Here is a 21,364-nt window from a genome sequence, read left to right on the forward strand (position 1 = left end):
CGCCCCGCCCGGCGAACGCTGAGTGTCTCCTGGTCGAACAACGCAAGCCCTCCGAACGCGGAGGGGCCCCCTCGCTAGACTGATCGGGTCGCTCAGGACACTCCCGGCCCTCCTCCTCCGCCTCGCGGAGGACGCCGAGACGCCGGCGGGTCGCACGGGAGCGACGACCACGAACAGGAGATCGCACATGGCTGACTACACGCTCGCCGAACTGCCCTACGACTACTCGGCCCTCGAGCCGAACATCAGTGGGCGGATCATGGAGCTCCACCACGACAAGCACCACGCGACGTACGTGGCCGGGGCGAACACCGCCCTCGCCTCGCTGCAGGACGCTCGCGACAGCGAGAACCTCGCGAACGTGAACAAGCTCCAGAAGGACCTCGCCTTCAACCTCGCCGGTCACGTGAACCACACCGTGTTCTGGAACAACCTCTCGCCGGACGGCGGCGACAAGCCCGTCGGCGAGCTCGCCGCGGCCATCGACGACAACTTCGGGTCGTTCGACAAGTTCCGCGCCCACTTCACCGCCTCGGCCCTCGGCATCCAGGGCTCCGGCTGGTCGATCCTCGCCTGGGACTCTCTCGGCGAGAAGCTCATCATCGAGCAGCTCTACGACCACCAGGGCAACCTCGCCGCGGCGACCGTCCCGGTCCTCCTCCTCGACATGTGGGAGCACGCCTTCTACCTCGACTACGTCAACGTGAAGGCCGACTACGTCAAGGCGTTCTGGAACATCGTGAACTGGGCCGACGTCTCCGCGCGCTTCGAGAAAGCCCGCGAGAAGACTTCGGGCCTGCTGCTACTGTCGTAGCGATCTCGGCGTCCCGGGCCCCGCGTCCGGGACGCCCTGTCGTCGGCTTCCACCCCTCCACTGCACCGTCGAGGTGCCTTTCCTCACCAGGAGATATCTGTGTCCGTCAAGATCGGCATCAACGGCTTCGGCCGTATCGGCCGTAACTTCTTCCGTGCAGCCCTCGCCAAGGGCAGCGACCTCGAGATCGTCGCGGTCAACGACCTCACCGACAACAAGGCCCTCGCGCACCTCCTGAAGTACGACTCCATCACGGGCCGCCTCGACGCGACCGTCGAGCTCGACGGCGACCGCATCGTCGTCAACGGCAAGCCGATCATCGTCCTCGAGGAGCGCGACCCCGCGAACCTCCCCTGGGGCGAGCTGGGAGTCGACGTCGTCATCGAGTCGACCGGCCGCTTCACCAAGTCGGAGGACGCGCGCAAGCACATCACCGCGGGTGCCAAGAAGGTCATCGTCTCCGCTCCCGCCACCGGCAGCGACGTCGCGACCCTGGTCCTCGGCGTGAACGAGAACACCTACGACCCCGCGACGCACGACATCATCTCGAACGCGTCCTGCACCACGAACTGCCTCGCGCCGCTCGCCAAGGTGCTGCTCGACAACTTCGGCATCGAGCGCGGCCTGATGACCACGGTCCACGCGTACACCGCCGACCAGAACCTCCAGGACGGCCCGCACAGCGACCTGCGTCGCGCCCGCGCCGCCGCCGTCAACATCATCCCGACCTCGACCGGTGCCGCCAAGGCGCTCGGCCTGGTCATCCCGGAGCTCGTCGGCAAGCTCGACGGCTACGCCCTCCGCGTCCCGGTCCCGACCGGCTCGATCACCGACCTCACCGTCGAGCTGACCAAGCCCGCCACCGTCGAGGAGATCAACGCGGCGTACAAGGCGGCCTCCGAGGGAGACCTCAAGGGCATCCTCAAGTACACCGAGGACCCGATCGTCTCGAGCGACATCGTGACCGACCCGCACTCGTCGATCTTCGATGCGGGCCTCACGAAGGTCATCGGCAGCCAGGTCAAGGTCGCCTCCTGGTACGACAACGAGTGGGGCTACTCCAACCGCCTCGTCGACGTCACCGAGTTCGTCGCCGGCAAGCTCTAAGGGCTGCGCGCAGTGACGCTCCGCACTCTGGACTCACTGGGCTCCCTCGCAGGCAAGCGCGTCGTCGTCCGCTGCGATCTGAACGTCCCCCTGAAGGACGGAACGATCACGGACGACGGTCGCGTGCGCGCGTCGGTGCCCACGCTCCAGCGTCTGGTCTCCGAGGGCGCCCGAGTCGTGGTCGTGAGCCACCTCGGGCGCCCCGAGGGGAAGCCCGAGGCGAAGTACAGCCTCGCTCCCGTCGCCGCCCGCCTCGGCGAGCTGCTCGACGCTCCGGTGGCCTTCGCCGAGGACACCGTCGGGGAGGCGGCCTCGGCCGCCGTCGATGCTCTCCAGGACGGCCAGGTCGTCGTCCTCGAGAACCTCCGGTTCAACGCCGGCGAAACGAGCAAGGACGAGGCCGAGCGCCGCACCTTCGCCGAGAAGCTGGCCGCCTACGGCGACGCCTTCGTCTCCGACGGGTTCGGCGTCGTGCACCGCAAGCAGGCGAGCGTCTACGAGCTCGCCGAGCTTCTCCCCAGCGCGGCCGGCACGCTGATCGCGGCCGAGCTCGAGGTGCTGGAGCGGCTCACCGAGAAGCCCGAGCGCCCCTACGCGGTCGTCCTCGGCGGCTCGAAGGTCTCGGACAAGCTCGGCGTGATCGAGCACCTGCTGCCGAAGGTCGACTCGATCCTCATCGGCGGCGGAATGCTCTTCACCTTCCTCAAGGCCCAGGGCCACGAGGTCGGCGCCAGCCTGCTGGAGGCGGACCAGGTCGACACCGTGCTCGGCTACCTCGCGAACGCGAAGGAGCTGGGCGTGGAGATCGTCCTGCCGACGGACGTCGTCGTGGCGTCGGAGTTCGGCCCCGACGCCGAGCACCAGGTCGCCTCGGCCGACGCGATCGAGGGCACGCCCTTCGGTGAGAAGGGCCTCGGCCTGGACATCGGACCGGATACCGCCGCGCACTTCGCCGAGATCATCGCGGCGTCCGAGACGGTGTTCTGGAACGGCCCCATGGGCGTCTTCGAGCTCGAGCCGTTCGCGGCGGGCACCAAGACCGTCGCGCAGGCGCTCACCGAGGTCGACGGTCTCAGCGTCGTCGGCGGAGGCGACTCCGCCGCGGCCGTCCGCGCCCTCGGGTTCCGCGACGACCAGTTCGGCCACATCTCGACGGGAGGCGGAGCGAGCCTCGAATTCCTCGAGGGCAAGCGCCTCCCCGGACTGGAGGTCCTCGGATGGTAGACACCGCCGCCCGCACCCCGCTCATCGCCGGCAACTGGAAGATGAACCTGGACCACCTCCAGGCCATCGCCTTCGTGCAGAAGCTGGCGTGGAGCCTCAAGGACGCCGACCACGACTTCGACGGTGTCGAGGTCGCGGTGTTCCCGCCCTTCACGGACCTCCGGCCCGTGCAGATCCTCGTCGACTCGGACAAGCTGCCGCTCAAGTACGGTGCGCAGGACGTCTCGAAGTTCGACAGCGGCGCCTACACCGGCGAGATCTCGGGCCAGTTCCTGAAGCAGCTCGACTGCGACTACGTGATCGTCGGCCACTCGGAGCGTCGCACGCTCCACGGCGAGACGGACGCGGACATCGCCGCCAAGTCGGCCGCGGCCCTCCAGCACGGCGTCGCTCCGATCATCTGCGTCGGCGAGACCGCGGAGGACCTCGAGAAGCACGGCCCGTCGGCTGTGCCGGTCGCCCAGCTGAAGGAGGCCCTCACCGGCCTCCCCGCGGACGCCGACCTCGTCGTCGCCTACGAGCCGGTCTGGGCCATCGGCTCCGGACAGGCCGCGACACCCGAGCAGGCCCAGCAGGTCTGCAAGGCGCTCCGCGGAGTCGTCGCCGACGTCCTCGGCGCCGACACCGCCGCGAAGACCCGCATCCTCTACGGCGGCTCCGTGAAGTCCGGCAACATCGCCGGCTTCATGCGCGAGCCCGACGTCGACGGAGCACTGGTCGGAGGCGCCAGCCTCCAGGTCGACGAGTTCGCGGCGATCGCCCGATTCCGGAACCACGTCGGGGTCTGAGCTGCTGCGACGAGAGGGCGGGCCCATCGGGCCCGCCCTTTCGTCGTCCACGCCGCTCCCTGCGCGGCGTGGCGCGGTCGGCTTCGCGACGGGGCGCGGTTCCGAGAGCGGGATGCGTCCGGCTACGTCGATCCGCTGGGACGCGAATCGCCGGTTCGCCTCGGAGATCCCATACCGGCTTCACGCGTTGGCCGGTCCGGTGCTGTCGGCTCGTCGCGGGGTGCCCTCCGAGAGCGTGTCGCGTTCGGCTCGATCGGTCCGCTGGTACGTGGATCACAGGCTCGCGGTCCGGCGACTGAAGAGGTTGTCGAGGGCACCGCGACGAGGCCACCCGCTCCGCCCCTCGACGGACACTCGTATACATCGCCCCGAACACGGGACGATGCATTCCTCGCGGATTCGCAGGCGCCGTTATACTCGACGGGGCGCGCAACGCGCCAGAACTTCGAAAGGTACCGCGTGGACATCCTCCAGGTCGTGCTCCAGGTCATCCTGGGCATCACGAGCCTCCTGCTCACCATGCTGATCCTGCTCCACAAGGGGCGCGGCGGCGGTCTGTCCGACATGTTCGGGGGCGGAGTCACCTCCAACCTCGGCGCGTCGGGCGTCGCCGAGCGCAACCTCAACCGCATCACCGTGATCCTGGGCGTCGTCTGGCTGGCCTGCATCGTGGTGCTCGGACTCATCACCAAGTTCACCACCGGAGCATAGGGGTACTCGCAATGGCATCAGGCGGCAGTGCAATCCGCGGTTCGCGCGTCGGCGCAGGACCCATGGGCGAGCAGGACCGGGGCTTCCACGCGGAGCGCGTCGCGGTCTCCTACTGGGACGCTCTCGGCAACGAGACGGTGCGCCACTTCTCGGCGGCCCTCCCCGAGGACGAGATCCCCGAGGTGATCGACTCGCCGCAGTCCGGTCTCCCCGCGGGCCGCGACCGGGCGAACCCGCCGCAGGTCGCGAAGACCGAGCCCTACAAGACGCACCTCGCCTACGTGAAGGAGCGCCGCACCGAGGCCGAGGCCGCTCAGCTCCTCGAGGAGGCGCTGCAGCAGCTGCGCGCCCGACGAGGCACCGCGACCCCGTCCTGATCCTCACCGGACGACGAACGACGGAAGGCCCGCCCCCTCGGGGGACGGGCCTTCCGTCGTTTCCGGACCGGGCTCAGTAGCTCGGAGCGATGAGCGACTCGGGAACCTCGGCCGCAGCCTCCTGGTCGACGAAGAACACCGTGCGCTTGCGACCGAACGCGCCCGACGCGGGCACCTCGTTCGTGCTGGCACCCGCGAGCGCGAGGCCCAGGGCCGAGGCCTTGTCGGCGCCGGCGAGCACCATCCAGATGCGGTCCGACTGGTTGATCAGCGGCAGCGTGAGGGTGAGGCGCTCCGGCGGCGGCTTCGGCGAGTTGCGGACGGCGAGGACGCCGGGCGTCGTGGAGCGGATCGCGGAGCGCTCGGGGAACAGCGACGCGATGTGCCCGTCCGGCCCGACGCCGAGGAAGGTGATGTCGAAGCGCGGGTAGTCGCGCCCCTCGGAGGCGTGCTCGCGCAGCTCCGCGTCGTAGGCAGCGGCGGCGCCGTCGAGGTCCAGGCCCTCGTCCGAGGCCGGGTAGGAGTGCACGTTCGCCGCCGGCACGTCGAGGACGCTGAAGAGGTCCCCGGCCTGGACGTCGTTGCGGTCCTCGTGGCCGCGGGGCACCCAGCGCTCGTCACCCCACCAGAAGTGCACGCGCGACCAGTCCACGTTGCCGGCGGCGGAGGAGGAGCCGATCTCCTTGAGCGTGGCGGCTCCCATCGTCCCTCCGGTGAGCACGACGTTCGCCGAACCCAGGTCGTCGAGGACGTCGATCGTCTTGGTGAGGAACCGGGCGGCGACCGAGCCGGCGAGGGTCTGCTTGTCGCGGTGGACCAGCACGCGGCGTTCGGTGGTCATCTTAGGGGACTCCTTCGGGTTCGGGTGCCGATCGGCGGGGTTCGGCTCCGTGTCGGGAAGCTCTTAGGTGCGGGCGCCCTGGACGGGCGCCCACACCTCAGGAGGCGCTGCGGGCCTCGGCCTTCTCAGTGAGCATGTCGACCCCGCGCGAGATCACTTCACCGTACAGGTCATCCGGGTCGAGCCGGCGCAGCTCCTCCGCCAGGCAGTCCCGGAGGCTGCGGCGGGGGAGCGAGATGTCGTGGACCGGCTGATCGGGCTGCGTGAGCGTCGCGACGTTGGGCACCGAGCGCTCGAGCTCGATCACTCCGGAGTCGCGGATGAGCCGCACGCCGTGGATCCCGCTGGACCCGGTCGCGCTGATCGTGAGCTCGTGGTCGACGGGGATGTCGAGCTCGAGCTGCAGCCAGGCGGCGAGCAGGATCGTCGAGGGGGAGTCGGGCGCGCCCGAGACCTCGACGGCCGTGATCGGCTCGTAGGGCGGCTGGTCGAGCACGGCGGCGAGCTGCGCGCGCCAGAGGGTGAGGCGGGTCCAGGCGAAGTCGGTGTCGCCGGGGGCGTAGGTGGACGCGAGGTGGTGCAGCGCTTCCGCCGGGTTCGACTGGGCCGACGCGTCGGTGATCCGCCGAGTGGCGATCCGGCCGATCGGGGACGCGGAGGCGTTGTCCGGAGCGCTGTTCGGCCACCAAGCCACGACGGGGGCGTCGGGGAGGAGCAGGCCCGTGACCAGGCTCTCCTCGTCCTCGGCCGCGTCTCCGTAGGGACGGAGCACGACGACCTCGCTCGCGCCGGCGTCGCCTCCGACCCGGATCTGCGCGTCGACCCGCGCCGTCGCGTCGACCGGGACCGTGGTGGTGCCGTCGTCTTTCGAGACCACGATGACGCGCATCGGGTGCTCGCGGGACGCGTCGTTCGCGGCTTCGATGGCCTCCTCCTCGTGACCCCGGGAGGTCGCGATGATGAGGGTGAGGACGCGGCCGAGGGCGACGGCGCCGCCCTCCTCGCGGATCTTGACGAGGGTCTTCGAGACCTCGCTCGTCGTGGTGTCGGGCAGATCGACGATCATGGACGCCTCCAGGTGCGGCCGTCGCGGGCGAGGAGCTCGTCGGCGGAATCGGGGCCCCAAGTTCCGGGGCGGTACTGCTCGGGCTGGCCCTGCGTGGCCCAGAACTCCTCGATCGGGTCGAGGATCTTCCAGGACAGCTCGACCTCCTCGTGCCGGGGGAAGAGCGGCGGCTCGCCCAGGAGGACGTCGAGGATGAGACGCTCGTAGGCCTCGGGACTCGCCTCGGTGAACGCGTGGCCGTAGCCGAAGTCCATCGTCACGTCGCGCACCTGCATGCCGGCGCCGGGCACCTTCGAGCCGAAGCGCATGGTGACGCCCTCGTCGGGCTGGACCCGGATGACGAGCGCGTTCTGGCCCAGCGACGTGGTCTGGCTCTCGGCGAAGAGCTGCTTCGGTGCCCGCTTGAACACGACCGCGATCTCAGTGACGCGGCGGCCGAGGCGCTTGCCGGCCCGCAGGTAGAACGGCACGCCGGCCCAGCGTCGGGTGCCGATGTCCAGGCGCATGGCGGCATAGGTCTCGGTGGTCGAGGTGGGGCTCATGCCGTCCTCCTCGAGGAAGCCGAGCACCTTCTCGCCGCCCTGCCAGCCGCCGGCGTACTGCCCGCGGGCGGTCGCGGTGGAGAGGTCGGCGGGGAGGCGGACGGCCGCGAGGACCTTCTCCTTCTCCGCACGGAGGTCGGCCGCGTCGAACGAGATCGGCTCCTCCATGGCGGTCAGGGCGAGCAGCTGCAGCAGGTGGTTCTGGATGACGTCGCGCGCCGCTCCGATGCCGTCGTAGTAGCCCGCGCGCCCGCCCACGCCGATGTCCTCGGCCATGGTGATCTGCACGTGGTCGACGTAGTTCGAGTTCCAGAGCGGCTCGTACATCATGTTGGCGAAGCGGAGGGCCAGGATGTTCTGGACCGTCTCCTTGCCGAGGTAGTGGTCGATCCGGAAGACGGAGTCGGGCGGGAAGACCGACTCGACGACGTCGTTCAGCTCGCGAGCCGTCTTCAGGTCGCTGCCGAACGGCTTCTCGATGACGACGCGGCGCCACTGGCCGTCCTTCTGCTCGGCGAGGCCGGAGCTGCGCAGCTGCTCGGTGACCTGCGGGAAGGACTTCGGGGGGATCGAGAGGTAGAAGGCGAAGTTGCCGTTCGTGCCGCGCTCGCGGTCGAGGTCGTCGACGGTCGTCTTCAGGCGGGCGAACGCCTCGGGGTCGTCGAACTCGCCCTGCACGAACCGGATGCCCTGCGCGAGCTGCGCCCAGACCTCCTCGTGGAACTCGGTGCGGGCGTGCTTCTTCACGGAGTCGTGGACGACCTGCTCGAAGTCCTGGTCGTCCCAGTCGCGCCGGGCGAATCCGACGAGGGCGAAGCCGGGAGGCAGGAGGCCGCGGTTGGCGAGATCGTAGACCGCGGGCATGAGCTTCTTGCGGGAGAGGTCGCCGGTCACGCCGAAGATGACGAGGCCGCTGGGCCCGGCGATCCGGTTCAACCGGCGGTCGAAGCTCAACCTCAGCGGATTGAACTCGGGGGTGATGTCCACAGACATGTGCAGTGTCCTTCTGTGTGCCGGTGGGACCGGCGCACTGCTATCGGTGAGGGAGGGGGAGGAGCGGGCGGGCCCGGCTGCTGCCCCGGGAAGTGGTCGCGGGACGACCGCGGGCACGCCGCCGCGCGCTCGAGAGCGCAGCGGCGGCGTGCCCGTCGGATCAGGTGTTGAGGGCCTCGAAGAGCGCCTCGAGGTCGGCCTCGGGGTCGGTCAGCGTGAGGGTCAGCACCGGCCGGCCGTGCTCGGCGAGCACGCTCGCGTCGCCGGCGGCCTGCGCCAGGATGAGCTGGCCGAAGGTGAACGGGCTGTCCGGGATCTCGAGGTCCACGTCGGAGCGCTCGGTGATCTGGAGGAACACGCCGGTCGGCGCCCCGCCCTTGTGGTACTGCCCGGTCGAGTGCAGGAAGCGCGGGCCCCACCCGAAGGTGACGGGGCGCTGGGCCTGCGCGGCGAGGAGGTCGCGCACGCCCTCGAGCTGCGGGAGCGCGAGGCGGTCGACGTACGCCTGGATCGAGACGTAGCCGCCGTCGCCCAGCTGCGCGAGGAGGCGGTCGACAGCGGCGGCGACGGTCGAGACGCCCTCGGTGACGCTGCTGCTGCCGGTGACCTCGATGCCCGCGTCGGTGAACGCGGGCGCCTCGGGCTCGGGGCGCTTCTCGAGCAGGGCCCGGGTCGCGACCTTCGCCGACTCGACGTCGGGCTGGTCGAACGGGTTGATGCCCAGGAGGCGACCCGCGACGGCGACGGCGTACTCCCACGTCAGCATCTGAGCGCCGAGCGAGCCGGAGAGGAGGATCTCGCCCTCGTGGCGGTCGCGCGGGAACAGGTGCAGCGCCGTGGCGTCCTCGACCAGGCGGACGACCTGCACGTCGGGCAGGTCCTCCGAGAGCTCGGGGGCCAGCGTGCCGAAGACGACGGGGAGGATGCCCGTGCCGTCCTTGCCGGTGGACTCGGCGATGAGCTGCTCCGCCCAGTCGGCGAAGCCGACGATGTCGGTCCCGTCGGCGACGATCGCGAGCTTGTCGCGGCGCGGGCTGGTCGCGGCGATCGCCGCTCCGAGGATCAGGCCCGGGTTCTCGGGGGAGTCCACGGCGAGCCCGAGGGAGGCCTCGGCCGCCTCGTCGAGGAGGGCCTCGATGTCGGCGCCGGCGAGCCCGGACGGCACGAGGCCGAACGCGGAGAGCGCCGAGAAGCGCCCGCCGATGTTCGGGTCGGCGTTGAACACGCGGTAGCCGGCCTCGCGGGAGGAGGTGTCCAGGGGCGAGCCCGGGTCGGTCACGATGACGATGCGGTCGAGCGGATCGATGCCCGCCTCCGTGAACGCCTTCTCGTAGGCCTTCTTCTGGCTCGCGGTCTCGACGGTCGAGCCGGACTTCGAGGAGATGACGACCGCGGTCGACGCGAGCCGGTCGTTCAGGGCCGCGAGCACCTGGCCGGGCGCCGTCGAGTCGAGCACGGTGAGCTCGACGCCGGCGGTGCGGGTGATGACCTCGGGCGCGAGCGAGGAGCCGCCCATGCCGCCGAGGACGATGTGGTCGACGCCCTTGGCCTGGAACTCCTCGCGCAGGGCGAGGATCTGGGGGATCAGGGGGCGGGAGACGGTGGTCGACTCGGTCCACCCGAGGCGCTTGGCCGCCTCCTCCTCCGCCGCGGCGCCCCACAGGGTGGGGACCTGGGCGGTGATGCCGGAGGCGACCTCGTCGGCGACGAGCTCCGGGACGACGCGGTCGACGGCCTTCTCGGCGTCTCCGCTGACGTGGATCTGGATGGCCATGATCAGGCCTGCGCCTTCGCGCCCTCGAGCGCCGCGGTGACGGTGTCGAGCAGCTCGTTCCAGGAGACGATGAACTTCTCCACGCCCTCCTTCTCGAGCAGCTCGGTGACGTCGGCGTACGAGACGCCCTGCGCCGCGACGGCGTCGAGGACGGCGTTCGCGTCGGCGTACGAGCCCGTGACGGTGTCGCCGGTGATGACGCCGTGGTCGAAGGTCGCCTCGAGGGTCTTCTCGGGCATCGTGTTGACCACGCCGGCCGCGACGAGCTCAGTCACGTAGAGGGTGTCGGGGAGGTCGGTCGACTTGACGCCGGTCGAGGCCCAGAGGGGGCGCTGGCGGTTGGCGCCGGACTCCTGGAGCAGCAGGGCGCGCTCGGTGGCGAACGCCTCGACGAAGACCTCGTAGGCCAGCTGCGCGTTGGCGACGCCGGACTTGCTCTTGAGGGCGCGGGCCTCGTCGGTGCCGACGGCCTCGAGGCGCTTGTCGATCTCGGTGTCGACGCGCGAGACGAAGAACGAGGCGACGGAGTGGATGGTCGACAGGTCGATGCCGGCGTCCTTGGCCTTCTCGAGGCCGGCCAGGTACGCGTTGATGACAGCGCGGTAGCGGGCGAGCGAGAAGATCAGGGTGACGTTCACCGAGATGCCGGAGCCGATGACCTCCGTGATGGCCTCGAGGCCCTCGACGGTCGCGGGGATCTTGATCATCGCGTTGGGGCGGTCGACCTTGGCCCAGAGGGCCTTGGCCTGCTCGATGGTGCCCTGGGCGTCGTGCGCCAGGCCGGGCTCGACCTCGATCGACACGCGGCCGTCGTAGCCGTTGGTCGCGTCGTAGATCGGGCGGAAGATGTCGGACGCCGCGGCGACGTCGTCGGTGGTGATCTCGAAGACGGCGTCGGTCACCGAGGTGCCGGCGGAGGCGAGCTCGCGCACCTGGGCGTCGTAGGACTCGCCGTTGGTCAGGGCCGCGGCGAAGATCGTGGGGTTCGTGGTGACTCCGACGACGTTCTTCTCCTCGATGAGCTTCTGCAGCCCTCCGGTGGAGATGCGCGAGCGGGAGAGGTCGTCGAGCCAGATGCTGACGCCGGCGGCGGAGAGCTCTGCGGTGGGGGTGTTCTCGGTCATGTCTCTTCTTCTTCTGCGTAGGTGGTGCGTGGTGTGAGGGGGAGCCGCTGCTCCGACGGCGAAGGCCGCGTCCGTGGTGGACGCGGCCTTCGGGTCAGGAGGCTGCGAGCGACTCCTTGGCGGCGGACAGTGCCGCCTCGGTGGTGATCCCGAACTCGCGGAACAGGGTCTTGTAGTCGGCCGAGGCGCCGAAGTGCTCGATCGAGACGGAGCGGCCGGCGTCGCCGACGTACTTCTGCCAGCCCAGGCTCAGGCCGGCCTCGATCGAGACGCGCGCCTTCACCGAGGAGGGCAGGACCTTCTCGCGGTACTCGGCGTCCTGCTCCTCGAACCACTCGAGGGACGGAGCCGAGACGACGCGGGCGTTGACGCCCTCGCTCCTCAGGGCCTCGCGCGCCTCGACGGCGATCTGGACCTCGGAGCCGGTCGCGATGAAGATCACGTCCGGGGTGCCGCCCGGCGCCTCGGCCAGGATGTAGGCACCGCGAGCGACGTTCGCGGCGGAGGCGAAGGTCTCGCCCTCCGCGTCGCCCTCGCCGCGCTCGAACACCGGGATGTTCTGACGGGTGAGCGCGAGGCCGGCGGGGCCCTCGCGGCGCTCGAGGATGGTCTTCCAGGCGTAGGCGACCTCGTTCGCGTCGCCGGGGCGGACGACGTCCAGGCCCGGGATCGCGCGGAGGGTCGACAGCTGCTCGACCGGCTGGTGCGTCGGGCCGTCCTCGCCGAGCGCCACGGAGTCGTGGGTCCAGACGTAGATGGCCGGCGCCTTCATGAGCGCGGCGAGACGGACCGCCGGGCGCATGTAGTCGGAGAAGATCAGGAAGGTGCCGCCGAAGGGGCGGGTGTTGCCGTGCAGGACGATCCCGTTGAGGATCGCGCCCATGGCGTGCTCGCGGATGCCGAAGTGCAGCACGCGGCCGCCCTTCTTCCCGGTCCACTCGTGGGTCGAGAACTCCGTCGGGACGAAGGAGCCGGCTCCCTCGATCGTCGTGTTGTTCGACTCGGCGAGGTCGGCGGAGCCGCCCCACAGCTCGGGGATCACGCCGGCGAGGGCGTTGATGACCTTGCCGGACGCGGCGCGGGTCGAGACCTCCTTGCCGGGCTCGAAGACGGGGAGCGCCTCCTGGACGCCCTCGGGCAGCTCGCCCGAGAGGACCCGGTCGAGCAGCTCCTTCTTCTCGGGGTTCGCGGACGCCCAGGCGGCGAGCTGCTCGTCCCACTCGGCGTGCTGGGCCTGGCCGCGCTCGACGGCCTTGCGGGTGTGCTCGATGACCTCGTCGGCGACGTCGAAGGTCTTCTCGGGGTCGAAGCCGAGCACCTCCTTGAGTCCGCGGAGCTCGTCGGCGCCCAGGGCGGAGCCGTGGATCTTGCCGGTGTTCTGCTTCTTCGGCGACGGCCAGCCGATGATGGTGCGCAGGATGATGAGCGACGGCTTGTCGGTCTCGCCCTTCGCGGCCTCGATCGCGGCGTGCAGCTCGGCGACGTCCTCGTGGTACTCGCCGGTCTTCTTCCAGTCGACGACCTGGACCTGCCAGTCGTAGGCCTCGTAGCGCGCCTTGACGTCCTCGGTGAAGGCGATGTTGGTGTCGTCCTCGATCGAGATCTGGTTGGAGTCGTAGATGACGACCAGGTTGCCGAGCTTCTGGTGGCCGGCCAGCGAGGAGGCCTCGCTGGTGACGCCCTCCTGCAGGTCGCCGTCGCCGGCGATCACGTAGACGAAGTGGTCGAACGGGGAGGTGCCCGCGGCGGCCTCCGGGTCGAACAGCTCGCGCTCGAAGCGCGAGGCGTAGGCGAAGCCCACGGCGGAGGCGAGGCCCTGGCCGAGCGGCCCGGTGGTGATCTCGACGCCGTCGGTGTGGCCGTACTCCGGGTGGCCCGGGGTCTTCGAGCCCCAGGTGCGCAGCGCCTTGAGGTCGTCGAGCTCGAGTCCGTAGCCGCCCAGGTAGAACTGGACGTACTGGGTCAGCGAGGAGTGGCCGACCGACAGGATGAACCGGTCGCGGCCGATCCAGGTCGCGTCGGACGGATCGCGGCGCATGACCTTCTGGAACAGGAGGTAGGCGGCGGGCGCGAGGCTCATGGCGGTTCCGGGATGGCCGTTGCCGACCTTCTCGACCGCATCCGCGGCGAGAACCCTCGCCGTGTCGACTGCCTTCTCGTCAATGGATTCCCATTGCAGTTCTGACACTTGGTACTGACCCTTCTCGAGACGTGGGGCAGACGGGGACCGTCCGCCCTCTCGCATGGTGGAGCACGCCGCATGACGACTTCGACACGATGCTCCGGCGACGGCCCTCTCGGCCCCGTGCCGACGATCGTCGGGCGGGCTCGGGTGCGTGCCGGGCGCTCTGGCGAGCAGTCCCGAGTATACGGAGGGGGGTGCGCCGCCGACCGGGGGTTGCGTGGTCGCATATGTCTGCGTCCGATTGGACAAGCGTGCACGCCGGGCCCGGCTCCCGGACGGGCGCATTACACTCGTTCGCGATCATCGAATCGTTAGAGGAGCAATGGACGCAGTCGTGGAGACCACCGCCGTCGAGCGGGACGGGGCGTCGCCGACGACCCTCTCGCGCAAGGTGAAGGCCTTCGTCGCTCTGACGAAGCCGCGCGTGATCGAGCTGCTCCTCGTGGTGACCGCTCCGACGATGATCCTGGCGCAGGGCGGGATCCCCAATCTGCTGCTGGTCCTCAACGTCCTGATCGGCGGCGCGCTGAGCGCCGGGTCCGCGGGCGCGTTCAACTGCTACTTCGACCGCGACATCGACCGGATCATGAACCGGACGAAGAACCGGCCGCTCGTGACCGGGGAGATCTCGGACCGGTCCGCGCTCGTCTTCGCGACCACGATCGGCGTCCTGTCGATCGTCTGGCTCGGCCTCACGGCCAACTGGCTCTCCGCGGGCCTCTCGCTCGCCGCGATCCTGATCTACGTCGTGTTCTACACGCTCTTCCTCAAGCGCCGGACGCCGCAGAACATCGTGTGGGGCGGCATCGCGGGCTGCATGCCGGTGCTGATCGGCTGGGCGGCGGTCACCGGCTCGCTCGACTGGGCCCCCGTCATCCTCTTCTCCGTCATCTTCCTCTGGACGCCGCCGCACTACTGGCCGCTGTCGATGAAGTACCGGGACGACTACCAGGCCGCCGGCGTGCCGATGCTGGCCGTCGTGCGCGGACGCACGATCGTCGGGCTCCAGGTCATCCTCTACGCCTGGGCCACCGTCGCCTGCTCGCTCCTGCTGATCCCCGTCGCCGGAATGGGGGTGCTCTACACGGTGGTCGCGCTCGGCAGCGGAGTCTGGTTCATCGCCGAGACGCACCGCCTCTACAGCCTCGCGATCCGTCACGAGCACGTCTCGCCGATGCGGGTGTTCCACGGGTCCATCGGATACCTCACCCTGCTCTTCCTCGCCGTCGGCATCGACCCGCTGCTCCCCTTCTGATGGTGACGCCGTTCTCCTTGCTCGCCGAGCGGGTGACCCTGGGTCCGCGCGCACTGCGCTGGGGGACCACCGCGGCGCTCGTCGCGAGCATCCTGATCATCTTCTTCGGGGGCGTCGTCCGGCTGACCGGCTCTGGCCTCGGCTGCCCCACCTGGCCGGCGTGCGAGCCGGGCTCGCTCACCTCGACCCCCGAGCTCGGGATCCACGGCTTCATCGAGTTCACGAACCGCGCGTTCACCGGCGTCCTCGTGGTCGCGGTGGGCTGGGCGATCACGGCCGCGCGCCTGCAGAAGCCGCGCGACCGCACCATGACCCGGCTCGCTTGGTCGCAGTTCTGGCTCGTCGTCGCGAACGCCCTCGCGGGCGGCGCGACCGTCCACTCGGGCCTCAACCCATACATCGTGGCCGGGCACTTCGTTCTCGCCATCGCCCTCCTCACCACCACCGCACTGACGTGGCACCGCGCCCACCGCTCGCAGTCCGTGGCCTTCGAGCCTGACCGCCCGACGCGGGCGCTCAGCATCGGGCTCGTCGGCCTGACGCTCCTCGTGATCCTCGTGGGGACCCTCGTGACGGGGACCGGCCCGCACGCCGGCGACTCCGCGGAGGTGCCCCGCATGCAGTTCCACTGGGAGAGCGTGACCGTCGTCCACGGCGTGCTCGGCACGGCGGTGCTCGTCGTGGGCGCCGCGCTGCTCCTGCGCCTGTCGCGGGCGGCGGGCTCGGAGCTCGCCCGGCGGCGCGTGGTCGCCTTCCTCGTGGTCGTCGTGCTGCAGGCGCTGGTCGGGGTCGCGCAGTCGCTCACCGCGCTGCCCGAGACGCTCGTCGCGGTGCACCTGCTCGGCTCGGCGCTCATCTGGGTCGGCGCGGTCCGCGTGCTGCTCGACGTCAACCCGAGGCTGTTCACCGTGCGCGCCCAGCGCCGGGACGCCGCCCAGGAGCTCCAGCCCGCCGCCTGACCGCGGGCTCCGGCTCGGCGGAGAGCAGGTGCCGCCGGAGGCGCAGGAGCACGCGGGGGAGCGCCCGCAGCGGGAGGTCGGCCGCGATCGCGCGGGCGAGAGGGCCGAACGCCCGTGCGGGTCCGGTCGGCAGGCCGGCGCCCACCAGTGCGGTCACGAGTCGTGCGGGGATCGGGGTCGATGCGTCGTTCGTCATGGCGGAACCGAATCACGGACCACCGACACTGGTATGGCCATGCGCGTCTGGAGGCACGTCACCGGTGCCCGGCCGACACCCAGGTGCGGAGGTTCCGCTGAACGGCGGACGCCGGTAGAATGTGAAGCTGGTCACGGTTCGACGCACCCTGCGCACGTGATCCGCACACGGCCCGATGGAGCGCCGACGCACACCTCCGGAATCCAGGGACGCACATCATCCGCTCCGCGCATCAGATCGATCGCGCGACCGGCCGGAGAGCACCCGCGGGCCACCCCCGGGGGAATGACTCCGGGACCCGACCGGTTAGCAGTGGGTAGGAAACGAGGTACACATGTCAGACATCCTGATCGACCGCCCCGAGCTCGAGAGCCTGGGCGTCTACGAGTTCGGCTGGTCCGACTCGGACTCCGCCGGAGCCTCCGCGCGACGCGGCATCTCGCCCGAGGTCGTCTCCGACATCTCCGCGCTCAAGAACGAGCCCGCCTGGATGCGCGACCGCCGCATGAAGGCCCTGAAGCTCTTCGAGCGCAAGCCCATGCCGACGTGGGGCGCCGACCTGTCGGACATCGACTTCGACAACATCAAGTACTTCGTCCGCTCCACCGAGAAGCAGGCGCAGACCTGGGACGACCTCCCGGACGACATCAAGAACACGTACGAGAAGCTCGGCATCCCGGAGGCGGAGCGCCAGCGCCTCGTCGGCGGCGTCGCGGCCCAGTACGAGTCCGAGGTCGTCTACCACCAGATCCGCGAGGACCTGGAGGAGCAGGGCGTCATCTTCATGGACACCGACACGGCGTTGCGCGAGCACCCCGAGATCTTCGAGGAGTACTTCGGCACCGTCATCCCCGCGGGCGACAACAAGTTCGCGGCGCTGAACACCGCGGTCTGGTCCGGCGGCTCCTTCGTGTACGTCCCCAAGGGCGTCCACGTGGACATCCCGCTGCAGGCCTACTTCCGGATCAACACCGAGAACATGGGCCAGTTCGAGCGGACCCTGATCATCGCGGACGAGGACAGCTACGTCCACTACATCGAGGGCTGCACGGCTCCGATCTACAAGTCGGACTCGCTGCACTCGGCCGTGGTCGAGATCATCGTGAAGAAGAACGCCCGCGTGCGCTACACGACGATCCAGAACTGGTCGAACAACGTCTACAACCTCGTCACCAAGCGCGCGATCGCGCACGAGGGCGCGACGATGGAGTGGATCGACGGCAACATCGGCTCCAAGGTCACGATGAAGTACCCGTCGATCTTCCTGGTCGGCGAGCACGCCAAGGGCGAGACCCTCTCCGTCGCGTTCGCGGGCCCCGGCCAGCACCAGGACGCCGGCGCGAAGATGGTCCACATGGCGCCGTACACGCAGTCGTCGATCGTCTCGAAGTCGATCGCCCGCGGCGGCGGTCGCGCCGGATACCGAGGCGAGGTCCGGGTGGACGCGAACGCGCACCACTCGGCGAACACCGTGCGCTGCGACGCCCTCCTGGTCGACACCATCTCGCGCTCCGACACCTACCCGGCGATCGACATCCGTGTCGACGACGTGCAGCTCGGCCACGAGGCGACGGTGTCGAAGGTCAGCGAGGAGCAGCTCTTCTACCTGATGTCGCGCGGCCTGCCGGAGGACGAGGCGATGGCCATGATCGTCCGCGGCTTCATCGAGCCGATCGCACGCGAGCTGCCCATGGAGTACGCCCTCGAGCTGAACAAGCTCATCGAGATGGGGATGGAGGGCAGCGTCGGTTGACGCCCGCCTCCCCCCTCGAAGGGGCGCCCGGACGGGGCGCCCCGCACCCATCGAAAGGAACCACCGCCAGATGACGGTCCCCACGAGCGCCGCGACCCCCGAGATCGACGGCGCGGCCGCCGCTGAGCGCCTGGGCATCAGCGCCCACTCCGACGGGGCGTTCACGCCCGTGCAGACGCGCTCCGAGCGCTTCGCGTCGGCCGACGTCGAGGCCTTCGAGGCCGTCACCGGCCGCGAGATCGCCTGGAAGCTGACGCCCGTCGCCCGCCTCGGCGATCTGATCGACGGCGCGCTCGACGGCTCGCCCGCCCCCCTCGAGCACGCGGCGGTGGACGGTGTCGACGTCTCGTGGGTCGGCCGCGACGACCAGCGGATCGGCACCGCCGGCCTCCCCGAGGACCGCGCCGCCGCGAACGCCTGGTCGAGCTTCGAGAAGGCCCTCGCCGTCCACGTGACGGGCGAGGACGAGAAGGTCGCCACCCTCGTCCGCTCGAGCCTCGGCTCCGCACCCCGCTCCGCGCACACGATCATCGAGGCGGCGCCCTACGCCCGCGCCGTCGTCGTGCTGCAGAACGAGGGGGAGGCCTCCCTCGCGGAGAACGTGGAGATCCTCGTCGGCGAGGGCGCGCAGCTCACCGTCGTCACCGTGCAGGAGTGGGCGGACGACGCCCGGCACCTGGCCAACCACTTCGTGCGGGTCGGACGCGACGCGAAGGTGAAGCACATCGTGGTCACCCTCGGCGGCTCCATCGTCCGGGTGAACCCCTCGGCGCACCTCGTCGAGCGCGGAGCGGACGGCGAGCTCTTCGGCCTGTACTTCGCCGACGGCGGCCAGCACCTCGAGCAGCAGGTGTACGTCGACCACGACGCCCCCGACACCCGCAGCCGCGTGACCTACAAGGGCGCGCTGCAGGGCGAGGGCGCGCGCACCGTCTGGATCGGCGACGTCCTGATCCGCAACAGCGCCACCGGCACCGACAGCTACGAGCAGAACCGCAACCTCGTCCTCTCGGACGGTACGCGCGCCGACTCCATCCCGAACCTCGAGATCGAGACCGGTGACATCGCCGGAGCGGGGCACGCCTCGGCGACCGGCCGCTTCGACGACGAGCAGCTCTTCTACCTGCAGTCCCGCGGGATCCGTGAGGACGAGGCGCGACGCCTGGTCGTGCGCGGGTTCCTCAGCGAGATCGTGCAGCAGATCAAGGTCGCCGAGCTCGAGGACCGCCTGCAGCTCGCGATCGAGGCGGAGCTCGCCGGCAGCGCCGGCCAGACCGGCTCCTCCCGCGGAGCGGCGGTCCCCGCATGAGCAACGCCGCGATGATCTGCTCGGTCTCCGAGCTGATCCCCAACCAGGCCATGCGGGTCGAGGTCGACGGAGTCGCGATCGCGGTCGTGCAGGACTCCGCCGGCGAGATCCACGCCATCGGCGACACCTGCACCCACGGCGAGATCTCGCTCTCCGAGGGCTTCGTCGAGGGCGACAGCCTCGAGTGCTGGGCGCACGGCTCCCAGTTCTCCCTCCGCACCGGCACCCCGCTGAACCTCCCGGCCTACGAGCCGGTCCCCGTCTTCGTCGTCGAGATCATCGACGGCGACGTCTACATCGACCCGACCGTCACGAAGGAAGTCTGAATGTCCGTTCTCCAGATCAGCGATCTCCACGTCAGTGTCGAGACCGAGCAGGGGACCAAGCAGATCCTCCGCGGTGTCGATCTCACCATCAACCAGGGTGAGATCCACGCGATCATGGGCCCCAACGGGTCCGGCAAGTCCACCCTCGCTTACACGATCGCGGGACACCCCAAGTACCACGTCGACGGCGGCTCGATCACCCTCGACGGCGTCGAGGTCCTCGACATGTCCGTCGACGAGCGCGCCCGCGCGGGCCTCTTCCTCGCCATGCAGTACCCGGTCGAGATCCCCGGTGTGACCAACACCAACTTCCTCCGCACCGCCAAGACCGCGATCGCCGGAGAGGCGCCCGCGATCCGCACGTGGACGAAGGACGTCAAGTCGGCGATGGCGAACCTCCGCATGGACTCGTCCTTCGCGGCGCGCAACGTCAACGAGGGCTTCTCGGGCGGCGAGAAGAAGCGCAACGAGATCCTCCAGCTCGAGCTGCTCGCCCCGCAGTTCGCCGTCCTCGACGAGACCGACTCCGGCCTCGACGTCGACGCGCTCAAGATCGTGTCGGAGGGCGTCAACCGCGCCCACCAGAGCACAGGTCTCGGCGTGCTGCTGATCACGCACTACACGCGGATCCTCCGCTACATCCAGCCCGACTTCGTCCACGTCTTCGTCGCCGGCCGCGTCGCCGAGCAGGGCGGCAAGGAGCTCGCCACCCGGCTCGAGGACGAGGGCTACGACCGCTTCCTGACCTCGGCGACGGTCTGATCATGGCGGTCACCACTCTCGAGCCGAAGCTCTTCGACCAGGTCGAGGAGGCCCTCAAGGACGTCATGGACCCCGAGCTCGGGGTCAACGTGGTCGACCTGGGACTCATCTACGACCTGGGCTGGGACGACGAGAACGACGCCCTCGTCATCCACATGACCCTCACCTCGGCGGGCTGCCCGCTGACCGACGTGCTCGAGGAGCAGACCGCCGAGTCGCTCGACGGCATCGTCGAGGCGTTCCGGATCAACTGGGTCTGGATGCCGCCGTGGGGTCCCGACCGGATCACCGAGGACGGGCGCGACATGATGCGCGCACTCGGCTTCTCGATCTAGCCGCTGCACACCGACGCCGAAGGGCCGGGAGGAGTCGTCCTCCCGGCCCTTCGGCGTTCCTGTCGTCTTCGGCCTGTCGCAGTCCGTCGTGGAGTCGGAACGGCCGGGCGGGACGGCTCCGGAGTCCGGGGCCGTCGTCGTCCCCGCCGGTCGAGTCGGTGGAGGTGCCCACCGAGGTCGAGCAGGAGGACCGGGCGGCTCGACCTCTGCCGGACGCCCGAAGGGCCGGGAGGAATCGTCCTCCCGGCCCTTCGGCGTCCGTGCGACCGCTCAGCGCGAGCGTCGCGAGAGCATCGCCCAGGTGGTGGGGAGCAGCGCGGCAGCGACCAGCGCCTTGAGCGCGTCGCCGACCAGGAAGGGCACGAGTCCCGCGGAGAGGACGGAGCCGAGGTCGGCTGGCAGCCCCAGCGAGGCGAGGGCGGCGGCCAGCCAGGGCAGGCCGACGAGGTAGATGGTGGCGGTGCCGGCGAGGAAGGTCACCAGCGTGCCGAGGACGCGACGGTCCCACTGCCGCTGGGCGAGCCACCCGGTGACGATCGACGCGAGGACGAAGCCGACGATGTAGCCGCCGGTGGGACCCGCGAGGACCGCCCAGCCGTGCGAGCCCTCGGTGAAGACCGGGGCACCGAGAGCGCCGACGAGCGCGTACACGAGCATGGAGAGCGCGCCGCGGAGTGCGCCGAGCGTCGTGCCGACCAGGAGGACCGCGAAGGTCTGGCCCGTGAAGGGGACCGGCCACATCGGGATGAACAGCTGCGCCATCGCTGCGGTGAGACCTGCACCCGCGAGCACCAGCAGGGCGTCGGTCGCGACGGAGCGGGTGACGAGCCGGTCGGCGAGGACCGGGCGCGGGAGGGCGGAAGAGGAAGGGGACATGGGTGATCTCCGAGAGTCCTGGTCGCCCGAGAGCGAGGAGCGAGCGC

Annotated in this window: 20 protein-coding genes; 13 read left to right on the plus strand and 7 right to left on the minus strand. The window is 70.1% G+C overall.

Annotated features, from left to right (window positions below):
• Positions 1-187: 187 nt before the first annotated feature.
• The 6 genes from C5C36_RS01830 to C5C36_RS01855 all read left to right on the plus strand — a co-directional run bounded on the left by C5C36_RS01830 (position 188) and on the right by C5C36_RS01855 (position 5,021).
• Complete coding sequence (locus C5C36_RS01830; RefSeq protein ID WP_104309125.1) at positions 188-814, plus strand: superoxide dismutase; 627 nt, start codon at positions 188-190, stop codon at positions 812-814.
• Positions 815-913: 99 nt separating this feature from the next.
• Positions 914-1,921, plus strand: coding sequence for a type I glyceraldehyde-3-phosphate dehydrogenase (gene gap / locus C5C36_RS01835; protein WP_104221909.1), 1,008 nt, complete (start codon positions 914-916; stop codon positions 1,919-1,921).
• Positions 1,922-1,933: 12 nt separating this feature from the next.
• Positions 1,934-3,145, plus strand: a complete 1,212-nt coding sequence (locus tag C5C36_RS01840) for a phosphoglycerate kinase (protein ID WP_104309126.1) — start codon at positions 1,934-1,936, stop codon at positions 3,143-3,145.
• On the plus strand, positions 3,139-3,933 hold the full coding sequence (gene tpiA / locus C5C36_RS01845; RefSeq protein WP_104237487.1) for a triose-phosphate isomerase: 795 nt from the start codon (positions 3,139-3,141) through the stop codon (positions 3,931-3,933). Before C5C36_RS01840 ends, tpiA begins: the two co-directional genes overlap by 7 nt.
• Before the next feature lie 459 nt (positions 3,934-4,392).
• Positions 4,393-4,644 (plus strand): preprotein translocase subunit SecG, encoded by a 252-nt coding sequence (gene secG, locus C5C36_RS01850; protein WP_104221915.1) that lies wholly within the window; start codon positions 4,393-4,395, stop codon positions 4,642-4,644.
• 11 nt (positions 4,645-4,655) lie between these two features.
• Complete coding sequence (locus C5C36_RS01855; RefSeq protein ID WP_055791968.1) at positions 4,656-5,021, plus strand: RNA polymerase-binding protein RbpA; 366 nt, start codon at positions 4,656-4,658, stop codon at positions 5,019-5,021.
• A gap of 73 nt (positions 5,022-5,094) precedes the next feature.
• Here C5C36_RS01855 and pgl read toward each other — a convergent pair whose 3' ends face one another.
• The 6 genes from pgl to tkt all read right to left on the minus strand — a co-directional run bounded on the left by pgl (position 5,095) and on the right by tkt (position 13,549).
• On the minus strand, positions 5,095-5,862 hold the full coding sequence (gene pgl / locus C5C36_RS01860) for a 6-phosphogluconolactonase (RefSeq protein ID WP_104221917.1): 768 nt from the start codon (positions 5,860-5,862) through the stop codon (positions 5,095-5,097).
• A 97-nt stretch (positions 5,863-5,959) separates the two neighbouring features.
• A complete protein-coding gene (locus C5C36_RS01865; RefSeq protein WP_104232638.1) occupies positions 5,960-6,928 on the minus strand; it encodes a glucose-6-phosphate dehydrogenase assembly protein OpcA in 969 nt (322 codons plus the stop codon).
• Positions 6,925-8,463 carry a glucose-6-phosphate dehydrogenase gene (gene zwf, locus C5C36_RS01870; protein WP_104246802.1) on the minus strand — a complete coding sequence of 513 codons (1,539 nt, stop codon included), beginning with the start codon at positions 8,461-8,463 and terminating at the stop codon, positions 6,925-6,927. Before zwf ends, C5C36_RS01865 begins: the two co-directional genes overlap by 4 nt.
• 160 nt (positions 8,464-8,623) lie before the next feature.
• Positions 8,624-10,237: a glucose-6-phosphate isomerase gene (locus C5C36_RS01875; protein ID WP_104309127.1), complete on the minus strand. Its 1,614-nt coding sequence runs from the start codon at positions 10,235-10,237 to the stop codon at positions 8,624-8,626.
• 2 nt (positions 10,238-10,239) lie between these two features.
• Complete coding sequence (gene tal / locus C5C36_RS01880) at positions 10,240-11,361, minus strand: transaldolase (protein WP_104221924.1); 1,122 nt, start codon at positions 11,359-11,361, stop codon at positions 10,240-10,242.
• A 94-nt stretch (positions 11,362-11,455) separates the two neighbouring features.
• A complete protein-coding gene (gene tkt / locus C5C36_RS01885; protein WP_104225291.1) occupies positions 11,456-13,549 on the minus strand; it encodes a transketolase in 2,094 nt (697 codons plus the stop codon).
• Between the two features lie 319 nt (positions 13,550-13,868).
• Between tkt and C5C36_RS01890 the strand changes: the two genes are divergently transcribed.
• The 7 genes from C5C36_RS01890 to C5C36_RS01920 all read left to right on the plus strand — a co-directional run bounded on the left by C5C36_RS01890 (position 13,869) and on the right by C5C36_RS01920 (position 20,441).
• On the plus strand, positions 13,869-14,801 hold the full coding sequence (locus tag C5C36_RS01890; protein ID WP_104232635.1) for a heme o synthase: 933 nt from the start codon (positions 13,869-13,871) through the stop codon (positions 14,799-14,801).
• Positions 14,801-15,760, plus strand: coding sequence for a heme A synthase (locus tag C5C36_RS01895; protein ID WP_104246804.1), 960 nt, complete (start codon positions 14,801-14,803; stop codon positions 15,758-15,760). Before C5C36_RS01890 ends, C5C36_RS01895 begins: the two co-directional genes overlap by 1 nt.
• 530 nt (positions 15,761-16,290) lie before the next feature.
• A complete protein-coding gene (gene sufB / locus C5C36_RS01900) occupies positions 16,291-17,709 on the plus strand; it encodes a Fe-S cluster assembly protein SufB (RefSeq protein WP_104221933.1) in 1,419 nt (472 codons plus the stop codon).
• Between the two features lie 70 nt (positions 17,710-17,779).
• Complete coding sequence (gene sufD, locus C5C36_RS01905) at positions 17,780-19,018, plus strand: Fe-S cluster assembly protein SufD (protein WP_104309128.1); 1,239 nt, start codon at positions 17,780-17,782, stop codon at positions 19,016-19,018.
• A complete protein-coding gene (locus C5C36_RS01910; RefSeq protein WP_077222834.1) occupies positions 19,015-19,344 on the plus strand; it encodes a non-heme iron oxygenase ferredoxin subunit in 330 nt (109 codons plus the stop codon). The genes sufD and C5C36_RS01910 overlap by 4 nt, the downstream gene beginning before the upstream one ends.
• Positions 19,345-20,106 carry a Fe-S cluster assembly ATPase SufC gene (sufC, locus tag C5C36_RS01915; protein WP_104221937.1) on the plus strand — a complete coding sequence of 254 codons (762 nt, stop codon included), beginning with the start codon at positions 19,345-19,347 and terminating at the stop codon, positions 20,104-20,106.
• Positions 20,107-20,108: 2 nt separating this feature from the next.
• Complete coding sequence (locus tag C5C36_RS01920) at positions 20,109-20,441, plus strand: metal-sulfur cluster assembly factor (protein WP_104221939.1); 333 nt, start codon at positions 20,109-20,111, stop codon at positions 20,439-20,441.
• A gap of 270 nt (positions 20,442-20,711) precedes the next feature.
• On the opposite strand, the gene C5C36_RS01925 is transcribed toward C5C36_RS01920, so the two are convergent.
• Complete coding sequence (locus C5C36_RS01925; RefSeq protein WP_104232632.1) at positions 20,712-21,317, minus strand: biotin transporter BioY; 606 nt, start codon at positions 21,315-21,317, stop codon at positions 20,712-20,714.
• Between the last annotated feature and the right edge of the window lie 47 nt (positions 21,318-21,364).

The organism is Rathayibacter sp. AY1G1, assembly GCF_002932095.1.
GTDB lineage: Bacteria > Actinomycetota > Actinomycetes > Actinomycetales > Microbacteriaceae > Rathayibacter.